At 34.5% G+C, this 11,026-nt stretch carries 13 protein-coding genes and 1 other RNA gene; 5 read left to right on the top strand and 9 right to left on the bottom strand.

The window, feature by feature from the left end:
• Positions 1-34 precede the first annotated feature (34 nt).
• From AC2117_RS13290 to AC2117_RS13280, 3 genes are read left to right on the top strand one after another with little or no spacing between them, the layout of a single operon-like run.
• The gene (locus AC2117_RS13290) at positions 35-316 is read left to right on the top strand and encodes a phage holin (RefSeq protein ID WP_133974712.1); all 282 of its coding nucleotides are present in this window, start codon (positions 35-37) and stop codon (positions 314-316) included.
• The gene (locus AC2117_RS13285; RefSeq protein WP_111849279.1) at positions 309-530 is read left to right on the top strand and encodes a hypothetical protein; all 222 of its coding nucleotides are present in this window, start codon (positions 309-311) and stop codon (positions 528-530) included. The genes AC2117_RS13290 and AC2117_RS13285 overlap by 8 nt, the downstream gene beginning before the upstream one ends.
• Before the next feature lie 58 nt (positions 531-588).
• Complete coding sequence (locus AC2117_RS13280) at positions 589-1,131, top strand: glycoside hydrolase family 108 protein (protein ID WP_133974710.1); 543 nt, start codon at positions 589-591, stop codon at positions 1,129-1,131.
• Positions 1,132-1,188: 57 nt separating this feature from the next.
• Here the strand turns inward: AC2117_RS13280 and AC2117_RS13275 are convergent, their stop codons facing one another.
• From AC2117_RS13275 to AC2117_RS13255, 5 genes are all read right to left on the bottom strand, one after another.
• The gene (locus AC2117_RS13275) at positions 1,189-1,965 is read right to left on the bottom strand and encodes a hypothetical protein (protein WP_133974708.1); all 777 of its coding nucleotides are present in this window, start codon (positions 1,963-1,965) and stop codon (positions 1,189-1,191) included.
• Complete coding sequence (locus AC2117_RS13270; protein ID WP_133974707.1) at positions 1,962-3,164, bottom strand: hypothetical protein; 1,203 nt, start codon at positions 3,162-3,164, stop codon at positions 1,962-1,964. The genes AC2117_RS13275 and AC2117_RS13270 overlap by 4 nt, the downstream gene beginning before the upstream one ends.
• 40 nt (positions 3,165-3,204) lie before the next feature.
• Entirely contained in the window at positions 3,205-4,503 is a 1,299-nt protein-coding gene (locus tag AC2117_RS13265) for a Y-family DNA polymerase (protein ID WP_133974705.1), read from the bottom strand.
• Positions 4,500-4,997 (bottom strand): LexA family protein, encoded by a 498-nt coding sequence (locus tag AC2117_RS13260; RefSeq protein ID WP_133974703.1) that lies wholly within the window; start codon positions 4,995-4,997, stop codon positions 4,500-4,502. Before AC2117_RS13260 ends, AC2117_RS13265 begins: the two co-directional genes overlap by 4 nt.
• Positions 4,998-5,836: 839 nt before the next feature.
• Positions 5,837-6,475: an SOS response-associated peptidase gene (locus tag AC2117_RS13255; protein WP_133974701.1), complete on the bottom strand. Its 639-nt coding sequence runs from the start codon at positions 6,473-6,475 to the stop codon at positions 5,837-5,839.
• A gap of 116 nt (positions 6,476-6,591) precedes the next feature.
• Between AC2117_RS13255 and AC2117_RS13250 the strand changes: the two genes are divergently transcribed.
• Complete coding sequence (locus tag AC2117_RS13250; RefSeq protein WP_133974699.1) at positions 6,592-7,338, top strand: hypothetical protein; 747 nt, start codon at positions 6,592-6,594, stop codon at positions 7,336-7,338.
• Between the two features lie 246 nt (positions 7,339-7,584).
• Here AC2117_RS13250 and AC2117_RS13245 read toward each other — a convergent pair whose 3' ends face one another.
• The 4 genes from AC2117_RS13245 to AC2117_RS13230 form a co-directional block, all read right to left on the bottom strand.
• A complete protein-coding gene (locus AC2117_RS13245; protein WP_133974697.1) occupies positions 7,585-8,937 on the bottom strand; it encodes a tyrosine-type recombinase/integrase in 1,353 nt (450 codons plus the stop codon).
• Positions 8,938-9,086: 149 nt separating this feature from the next.
• Positions 9,087-9,270, bottom strand: a non-coding RNA gene (gene ssrS / locus AC2117_RS13240) — 6S RNA.
• Between the two features lie 188 nt (positions 9,271-9,458).
• Positions 9,459-9,743, bottom strand: coding sequence for a cell division protein ZapA (locus AC2117_RS13235; RefSeq protein ID WP_003652859.1), 285 nt, complete (start codon positions 9,741-9,743; stop codon positions 9,459-9,461).
• Entirely contained in the window at positions 9,740-10,300 is a 561-nt protein-coding gene (locus AC2117_RS13230; RefSeq protein WP_133974696.1) for a hypothetical protein, read from the bottom strand. Before AC2117_RS13230 ends, AC2117_RS13235 begins: the two co-directional genes overlap by 4 nt.
• Before the next feature lie 64 nt (positions 10,301-10,364).
• Here AC2117_RS13230 and AC2117_RS13225 point away from each other — a divergent pair, with 64 nt between their 5' ends.
• Complete coding sequence (locus AC2117_RS13225) at positions 10,365-10,994, top strand: UPF0149 family protein (RefSeq protein WP_133974694.1); 630 nt, start codon at positions 10,365-10,367, stop codon at positions 10,992-10,994.
• Positions 10,995-11,026 lie beyond the last annotated feature (32 nt).

Below are 11,026 nucleotides of genomic sequence, written 5' to 3'. Positions count from 1 at the left end.
GTTTTTTTTGCCTACGATCTGGAGGAAGGCATGCATGAACGATCAAACAAATAGTGTAGTAGAAGCTGCTGCAAGTACGGCGGCTGCTACTGCAACAAAATTTACTTATGGCTATGTAGTAGGAGGCAGCTTGATCGGTGTAATAGGCAAAATTGATTGGGCCGTTGTCTTTTCAATCTTAATCGGTATAGCAACCTACCTAACAAATCTTTATTTCAAAAAACGAGATGAGAAGCGTAAGGACGAAATTCATGCGCTTCAAACGAAGCAATATGAGCTGACTAAAAAACGTTTAAAAGGGGATGGTGATGAGTAGTGAAAACACTCGGACATATTTGGCGTACATGGTTATTGCCATGTCATTCCTCTGTGTTCTTGGTTTGTTCTTTATTGAATATCCAGACAAAAACCGTGATTTATTAAACGTGTCACTAGGCACGTTGCTTGGGTTATCAAGTGCTGTGATTGCCTTCTATTTTGGATCTACCAATAAACAAAAGAAAGAAACTGAAGATTCAAATCAACAGTAACTATTCAACTTTAAATGCCGCCTTCGGGCGGTTTTTTTTACATCTAAAGGAAATTGAAATGAATATTGAACAATATCTTGAAGAACTTATTAAACGTGAAGGTGGTTATGTAAATAACCCTGCTGATCGAGGTGGTGCTACTAAATACGGTATTACTGAAGCAGTTGCTCGAGCAAACGGATTTAAAGGAAACATGAAGGATTTGCCGCTTGAAACTGCAAAGGCAATTTATAAAAAACAGTACTGGACAGATCCACGGTTTGATCAGGTGAATGTAATTAGCTCGTTAGTTGCTGAAGAGCTTTTAGATACAGGTGTGAATTGTGGTACCGGATTTACTAAACCACTATTACAACGTGCATTGAACTTGCTGAATAACCAAGGTAAAGCTGGTTTTCCTGATCTTGTTGTTGATGGAGTTTATGGCTCAACAACTTTGGGAGCTCTAAAGACCTATTTGGCCAAACGTGGGAAAGAGGGCGAAAAGGTATTAGTTCGAGTGCTGAATATCATGCAAGGTCAACGCTACATCGAAATCTGTGAGCGAAATCCAACGCAAGAGCAATTCTTTTATGGCTGGATTGCTAATCGTATTTCATGATCTATTAAAAATTATTTTGCTAGACGAATTTTAGTCTAGCAAAATATATGTGAATGTTTACTTAAAAATTAATGCTCTCGAAACACGAATAGAATCATATAAAAAATGATTAACTTCAGTTCTTAGAGCTGGATGAAAGTCAGGTGTAGTCTGTTCGAAATTTGTAGGTATAGAAAAACGGCTTATATATAATGGGATTAAATATCTCTCATCGTAAACAATCATATTTCTTTTATCACCCGAACTGCACAAAACCAAAGCTGTTTCACCTAATTGTAAATAAAATTTAAATCTTAAACCTGACCCATCATCATCAATAATTTGATTCTCATATAATTGTTGCCATCCATCTAAATGATTCATACTGAAAATTTTGTCATTTATAAATGGTGTAACAAAGAGGTAGACATTTTCTGGAGGTTTTTTTGTTTTAAAAAAATCATGATAAAAGTTTAATTTTTTTTCTTTAAAAGAGCTTGGACTAGTAGCGAAGAAATTTAGAAAAATCTTATATATAAGAGTTCTTAGTTTTTCTACACTCTCTCGATTAAGAAAGTCTTTAGCCTCCTTTCCATCTATCATAACTTCTAGGAGATCTTTACATGATTCATCAATATCACATAACCATCCATTATTACAGGTTGCACAAACTTTATGGGTAAAAGTATGTGGAATAGGAGTGGTTGGTTTAAAGACTTCAAGCTTTTCTGATATTGAGGTAAAAGATAACTGCTTTTTTTTTATATCTAATTTTTTTATTATCCATTGAGGAATTACATGTTCATTAGTTTTTTCTTTACCTATTACTTCTTTTTTACAATATATACACTTCATTTTATTATTCCTTTTAAATTTGAAACTATTTTAGAAAGTTCAGCTATGGACTTTGATAATCCTTCTAATTCATTATTTGAGTTTTTATTGTTATCTTGATTAGGTGCTGACCCACGGAAAAAATTATGTGAAAGGTCAATATATAATTGTCTTTTTTGAACTCGATCTAAATCACCCATGTATTTAGGTAAAGTTGAAAGTTCTAAAACATTTATTTTATATTGATCATGAATTTTAATTAATCTATTTCTGTCCCTTACAAAATAAGCAGTCAAAGCAGATATTGATAATATTAATGAAATGAAACTAACATAAGAGTAAATATCATTAGAATAATTGAAATCTACTTTCATAACTTTAAGAATTAATGCAATAATAAATGGTGCAATAATCTTGATTAAAAATACTGTAATTAATAAGCATAATAATATGATTATAATTACATTTAGAGCATCTATTTTCTTTGTTAATTTTTCACATTCATCTTCATAACCTGTTGTTATGGGTGAAATGTTATAAATTATTGAATTTTCGCTCATTTGTGTTAGGGATTGTTGTATTTCTTTTGATTTGTCATCTAGTTCAACCCATAGAAATATATTTTCAATATTGGTTACTAAGTCATTGATTTCTTCAATGTCATTACTAGTTTTAGTATTATTTAATTTGTTAAAAATTTTTATTAAATTTTTGGAAAGTTTTATTTTGTTGGTTTTATTTAGTTTGTTGTATAATTCATTGTTTATTGAGCTGGTAATATCTGGCCTAATTCTTGAAATTTCTTCTAGTAAATAATTAAATTCCGTTTCAGATAACTCGTTCTCTGTGCCATATTCATAAAATTGGTTTAATGTTTCTTTAGTTTCATATTGAATTTTTCTTAGTAAATCAATACCTTCTACAAGGGGTATATCTGATTCAAAGGAATCGTGTAGTTTCATTAATTTATTTACTATACGGTTTAAATCATCTTTAATTTTTGTAAGACTTGCATATGAGTATAAGTTCTTTTTTATTTTGTAAGTTGTAATAAAGTTATCAATATAAGGTTTTATTTCAGCATCCCATGGATTACTCATTCCTATTCCAGAATACATTTGATTATATTCTTTTGCTTTATTCTGGATGAGTGCTGAAAAACTATCAACTTCTCCTATTAATGTATCAATATCACTTTGAGTCTGTTCAATTTGGTTCATGTCATAATTTTTCTAAAGAAGTTTGATATATATTTGATAATTAGTTTTTAATTGTCAATAACTCATCCCACCTAAAAGGATCATTGCTTAACTTATCTCTAGACATCGACCAATTTCGGCTAGGCACATAGCAAGTCCCAATACCTATCTTCTTCTTGCCGAACCTTGTATGAACACTATCAAGGGCCTCCATTAGCTGTTCTTTCTTTTCTATTTGTTCAAAGTCAGTGAGAAGGCCATATGTGTGGCCTGATTTTGGCTCTAAGCATGTCAGCACAACGCCACATTTTTTGTATTTGATACCTTCTTTAAATATGTGGCTTACCATAACCACTGCGGCCTTAACAAAATCCAAGGCGCAATCGGTAGGCTCAGGAAACGCATAACTTATGGATTTATTATAAAAAGGAGCACTTTCATCAAATGGGCTTGATTGAACAAAAACAATTAAACAGCCGCATAGAGACTCATCATCTCTTAGCCTTTTACAGGCTTCTTGAGCATGCATCCCGATTGCTTCTTTTAGGTCATAGAGCTCTGTAACTTTGGCACCAAATGAACATGACTTTATTATTTGCTTTTTAGAGGGTGGGGTGTCTTCAATTTCAATGCATGAGATGCCTTGTAATTCGTTTATCGTCCTTGCCATAACAATAGAAAACTGTCTCTGCATTTCTCTAGCCTCTGTGCAGGCTAAATCTAAAACACTTCTAACTCCCATGCTGTGAAGTTTTTTAGCATGCTTGCGGCCAACTCCCCAAACCTCGCCCACATCGATCTGTGAAAAGTAATATTCTTTATTGCAAGGATCCATATTTACTAAATCACAAACACCGTTAAAACCAGCATTCTTTTTCGCTATATGATTGGCAATCTTTGATTCTGTTTTACTTCTGCCGATACCTACGCAGACTGGAAGACCTAGCCATTTCCATATTTGTTGACGCATCTCTTGGCCAACTTTTTCTAAATCAAAGTTCTTTTCATAAGCGGTGAAATCAACAAAGCACTCATCAATCGAATAAGGTTCAACTTCCTCTGCGGTTACGTACGAGCTAAGAATCTTATGAAAGCGCCGTGACATTTCTGCGTACATTGCATAGTTGCTTGAAAGTACGATTACGTTATGTTGTTGAACAATATCTTTGATCTGGAATAACGGCACACCCATTTTTATATTTAGGGCTTTGGATTCGTTGCTGCGCGCCACGGCGCAACCGTCATTATTGCTCAGAACAATTACAGGCTTATTGTTCAAACTTGGGTCAAAGACTCTCTCACATGAAACATACATGTTATTGACGTCAATCAAGAAAAAGACTTTGTTCTCATGTTTCATGAGTTTCTAATCATTTTAATGATGCAGGTGACAACGCCCCAAATAAGCAGCTCTTGACCATCTAATAAATGAATATCTTTGTAATCTGGATTTTCTGCTTTTAGCCATTGGCCTTTTTCATCGATCATTAGACGCTTAACAGTAAAATCATTATCAATAAGCGCAACAACAATATCACCGTGTTTTGCATCGAGACTGCGATCGACAATTAGTTCATCATCAATATCAATGCCTGCATTTAACATAGAAAGCGAAGCAACTTTGACAATAAACGTAGCAGTTTCATTTTTTATTAAGTGCTCGTTCATATCGAGAGCTTTGTCGATGTAATCTTGGGCAGGGGATGGAAAGCCAGCGTTGATCTTCTCTAAAGCATAAGGCACAAGCATGTGTGTTGTTGGAACAACTTGCTTGATAGATAAGGCCTCAGATAAAACAATACCTTGGGTAAGGTACGGTTTTATCTGGATAATGGATGGTGCAATTTCGCTCATAGAATATCCCCTAGCTTGAATTTGTAACGTATTCAAGATGATATGCTAGAGCACAGTTGAAATTCAAATTTAAAAAGTTGTGGATAAACAAATAGAAGTCAAAGAGTGTCGTTGCCAAAAATGTATTTGGTCGGAAATTACTCTAAAAATAAGTAAAACACGAAATAAAGTGTATGAAAGTTAAAATGAATTTATATCAAGAAATTTCAGTAAACATTAATTCTTGCGTAAGTTATTGATTTTTGACTTATCCACAAAGTTATCTAAACATGTTTTTTAATAGTTTTGCTATGGTATATACCGATATATCAAAAAGATAAAAAATTACTATAAAGTCAAGATTGCTCTACTAGAAAAAATCCCATATCTTAAGCACATAGGGCACAATGCTTCTATATTCCAAGCCATGAAACTCGGTAATTTATTATTGATTAATTTTGGAAGGAATTGGAGCTACCCTCAGTTGACTACTTCTTGCCGGAACTTATCAACTGAGGGTAGTAAAACTTATCTGCATTGCTTTACAACACAGTTCGCTGAAGTCTGTAACGCTGACAACGTTATTGACTTTAACGACGGAGATTGCGATGTGAAATTTAACTCTAGTCCGCGACGTTTTCGACGCTGACTTCGGCGATAAAATTCGCTACGCAGTAACGTTATTAAAGCGCAAAACTTGGCATAAGGCAATGCTTCATTAGACGGAGATTGCTATGACGAAGATATTTATCTTCGGCGTGAAAGTATTAAGCTTAATAGCTGACTTACTTCAAGTGGCTGATTACTTCAAGCTGTACTAACTAAATTGTTTTATATTAACTAATTTTAAGACCGCTGGCTTAGGCTGGCGGTTTTTTATTGGTCTTTGGAAAATAATTCGACGTAAATTCCGCGATAGGCATCTCAAAGAAAAATTGATCTGCATCTTCTTTCTTGCAGTTCAACCAATCTTCTCGATACTCCTCAGGAATAACGATGATAGATCTCTTTTCATCTTCCGGCTTATGGAATTGACTCATGAAAGGGTGGTTATCTGCATTGATAGTCAACATCGACATTGATCGAACTTGCTGCCCATCAATAACAGTTGAATCGTAAATTGCTGCAACAGTAAAAGGTAAGCCGTCTTCTCTATAAATTCCCCAGCGTTCTGCTTTGCCATTTACATATCTTGGTTCATAAATCTTTTCGACTGGTATTAATGCAAACTGACTTTTAGCCCATGCATGACGAAAGCTAGGCTTTTTATTTACTGTTTCTGTTCTAGCGTTATATGTGAACTTAGAAAACTTAAGATCATGGTTCCACGGCGGAATCATACCGAACTTTACTTGCCGCCATTCGATATGGCCATCATTGGAAAATATAAGAGGGCAGTCGTAACCCGGGTAAACATCCGCTTTATATTCGAAAGTAGGTTCAAAGAGATCTAGTAGGTGTACCCGGTCTTTTGATATAGGTTCATAGTTTGCACACATTATCATTACCCCATTTCTATCTTCTAGTAATTACTATGCAAGAGAAAATAATTAATATCTTTAGAATTTTTGTATGATATAAACATTTTAAAATTGTCATTTATGGGGTAAAAGCAATGGATATAGCAGAAATAATTCAGATTGTTGATGACTACTTTAGACCTTTAATCATAGTTTTATCAACAGCAATAACAATTCTTTTATCCTCGAAAAAAATAGGGAACTCCGTAGCTGCATATTATAATAGTTCTTGGAATTCTTTATCTGCAGAGAGAATTGACGATATTGTATTAATAAACTATAAAGATAAACCAGTTCCTATTTTTGGTATATATGCTGTATTTGATAAACAATACATACTTGAGGTTGAAAAGTGTGATCCACCAATAATTATTGAACCTTATGGCTCAGTAAGTATAAAAACAAAACCACATAGTAAATTATATATAAATGAGGATGAATATAAACCTGATTATATGGAAGCTACATTATTGTTGGATTCAGTTGGGAAAATGATTAAATGCAAATCATATAAAAAGAATTTAATTGGAAGTCCAGATTTTAAACAAATAGGAAAGTTTACAAATAGCTTTAATGGGGTGGTGCACGCTGGTAGGCATCCTTATGTATTGACATATTTTACAAATGGTGAGCTAAAGACTACGTTTATAAATAAAGCAGGATTTTTAGAGCACGAGTGGAATTTTCCTTTTAACGGTATTAACTTGCAAGGGCAAGAGTTAAATGAAAGTCTTATAAATAATTTTTTAATTGAACAAGGGTATTCTGAAGTAATGACAAATTATTCTATTTCGAAACTTATAAATGGAAAATATATTCTAGTTTTAAGTAAGCCAGTATAATATAAATTTAAAGCTATTAATTTTATCAGTTAATAGCTTTAAACTCTACATCATCCTTTTTAATTTTGAGTTATGCTCATAACTATGTAGTTATTTTTCAAACCTAATGACCAGCCTATTTCTTTATAGAATGGTTCACCATATTTAATTGTGTGTTCGATATAAAAGTAAACCCAATCTTTCATTTGCTATTTCTCAACTTTTTAGTAAGTAATTTAATATTTAGGACCATCGTAATCAGCCCAACTATTCAGAATATCTGCTTATAATAATATTGTTATGCTCAATCCATTTTTCTTTCATATTCCTTATTGATTTTTGTTCAAAGTAGATTCTGTTTTTTATCAAAGCTTTTGAAATATCAGATAACACAACATTTTCAATCATATTCATAGCTTTACGAAGATCATCAAAAGTCACTTGGACATACCCATCGGTTACATCATTATCATCATCACCAACCATGTGATTAATGAGTTTTTTAATTGTGTAACTACCAATCGCTAAACTATTTGCGATTGTTCCGAAGGTTCTCCGCAAGTCATGAAATGTAAATTGAATACCAGTTGTTTCAGTAATCGTATGGCGAGCTTCACGCTTATCAACGATATGTGAATCAAGCGTATCGCCAGCGAACACGTATTTATTATTGCCAGTAAGTTTTTTTCGTTCAGCCAATATATACCAAAGCATTTCTCCCATCGGTAGGAGAAGATCTTCATGATTTTTAGGGTCCTGAATTTTTATAGTTCCATATTTTAAGTCAACATTTGCCCATTCCAGTGTTTCGCCTTCTTCTCTGCGGAATCCGGTTAGGATCAATAGGAGTAAGAAGTCCTGATTTGTGTATGCACGATGATTTAGATTTTGGTTGCCTGCCCACCATGTTGTACACACAGCAAGTGACCAGTCATGTATCTGGTCTGCTCGAATATATCCCTTACGGCGTTTTATCTTGTTCCATTTCTTCTCTTTATAGATAACCCCAACAGGGCTTTTTTCTGTGATAATTTTTTCATCATTATCGTTATATAGAATTGAGGCATTGAAGTTATAAACAGCTGATAAAAACTTCATTGCAAGATTTGCCTGCGCTAAACTTCGCTCAGATAAATCCATATGCTTATTTAAAGTCATTTTCTGAGTAATTTCAGTAATTTTGATGTTTTTCCAATCTTTAAAATAATCATTGGCACATCGGTCATAAGCATCAATCGTATTAGCGCTTAGCTTCTTTTTAGTTTTGTAGACTTCATAGGCCTGTTCAAGCGTTGGAATTAATTCGTTTGCTTCCTTTTCGGATTTAAAGTCATTCTTTAATTGTCTTTTTTGAGCAACTGGATCAATGCCTTGGTGCATCATTAACAATATTTTTTTAGCTTCCGTGCGTGCTTGCTCAAGAGTATATACGCCATGTTTACCAATGGACTTCCTTTTGTTTCGGCCATCGGGCATTCTCGTTTCAACAAAATAAGTTTTTGACTTTGTTGCAATTAAACCAAAACCAATAGTAACTGAGTCACGATAAAATTTAGTTCCCGTTTCTTCGAGCGGGATGTTGTCGATAAATGTTTTTGTAAGTTTATATCTTTGGGTCATGGTGACTTAGAAAGTACGAAACGATACGCAGCAATATACCACAATATTTTTGAAGCCTACTATAAGCCTATTTTTGATTGTTTGGGTGGACAATAATAGGTTTTTAAAAGGGTGTTGCTGGTCTTAAGTTATTGTTTTTATAAGTAAATAAATGCTCCGAAGATGCCGCTGCATGTGTCGTTACCCTGAACCCGATGAGTTCAAGGTGGACGCGACGTATACTTGCTGGGTTTCCTACACGAAGGTAGGCATACACTCTAAATATACAGAACACATCCATAAGTTTAAGTATCGGCAGGGGAATAGACCCGCTGGCGAACATCCCAGAGACAACTTAAGTATAACCGATCTGACCCTATTGGCAATCACCTAAACCTCTGGAACTGTAAACTTAGTTTGCGTTTGATGAAGCTTTGTACACTCACAAGCATAAATTAATTTTCAATGTGCTAGATAGCCTCAATAAAAAACGCCTTGCATCTATTATTCATAGAGCAAGGCATTTTCTTGTAGATTGTTTATTAAACAATTTGTTCAACATCATCCAATATTGTTTGCAGTAAACGTTCACAGTGAGTGTATTCTTGCAAAGACTTATTAAGGCTTAGTACTTCTTGAGTCAATTGTAGAGCAACCATAATGACCAGTTTATTGTGCTCAACACGTGGAGCACTACGGCGCATTTCATTAAATTTCTCATTGAGAAGTTCTGCTGCACGTTCAAGTTCATCTTTTTTATCTAAAGTAGTCGCGAGTCTAAAGGTCTGCTCAATCAGCCTAAGCTCTACCATGACTTGTTCACTCATGATTGGGTCTCCTCACCAGTTTCAGCATTTGGATGGGCAAGTTGCTGAATTTCTTGAGTATGCTGATCTTGGGCAGTACCTAAAATTCCTAAACGTTGAATAATGGCTTCAACTTTTGATTTAGCAAGCTCATTTTTTTGTAACAAACGATCACGATCTTGTTGTAAATCATGAAGCTCCTGTTGGGTTTGACGCTGGTGGGCTTGTAACTTTTCTTTTGCCACACGTAATTCATTGCGTTCGGCAAGAATTTCTTGAAAACGATTTTTTAAATCAGTCGTACTTTTTTCTAGTCGGCTATAACGTTCAGCAAGTGTGTTAGCATCCTGATTCAATTGCTGAAATTGACCTTTTAACTGAGATAGTTGCTCAGTTACCGACTCAATTTCCTCTTGTTTTTTAGTGATAATACTATTTTTTTGCACAACTTGTGCGTGATGCTCTGTTTCAGCCAGTTCTTTAGCTTCTGAGAGTGTCGCATGTTCACTCTCTAAATGATGTAAGCGTGTTTTTAATACGCTAATATGCGCTTGTAGCCGCTGTAATTGTTCTAACATAACGAGGTCGCACAGAATTGCAATCAAAGGTAATATATACAAAGTATAGAGATTGGATAAACGAATGCAAGACGATATTTCAGGCTGGACAGATTGGAACGCTCATTTTGAAGGAATTGAAGAAATTTCAAGCCCTAGTGAGTTACATGGTTTGTTAACAGGTATTGTTTGTGTGACAGAAGCGCCAACGCGTGAAGAATGGTCACAAATTTTAACAACCCTTAATGTGCCAGCGTTAAGTGAAGATGCTTTAGTACTTTTAACTGATGAAGCAGAAGATGTTGTGCACGCTATATCTGATGATGAATTAGATTATTTACCAATGCTTCCTGATGATGAGCACCCACTTCAAGAGCGTGTACAAGCATTATCAGATTGGTGTGCAGGTGTTGTATTAGGTTTTGGGTTGGCATCGGGTCATATTCGTGATGATGAACGTGAGTTGATTGAGAACCTTCAAGATATTGCAGCAGTCGAATTTGAAGACTCTGATAATGATGAGGAAGGTGAAAGCAGTTACGAAGAATTGTATGAATTTGTACGCTTAATACCTGTAAGCTTGTCTATTGGTAGAAAAAAAATCACTGTATCTGAAAGTTCTTTATTGAAAAACTTTCATGCAAAAATTAAATCTGCTGCTGTAGACACAGAGCAAACTATTGTAGAAATGTTTACTCCACATCGCCCAAGTTAATTGAGGCGATGTGTTATTGGTTGTATTTTATT

This window comes from Acinetobacter calcoaceticus (assembly GCF_900520355.1).
Lineage (GTDB): Bacteria > Pseudomonadota > Gammaproteobacteria > Pseudomonadales > Moraxellaceae > Acinetobacter > Acinetobacter calcoaceticus_C.
This window is presented reverse-complemented; position numbering and strand designations above follow the sequence as displayed.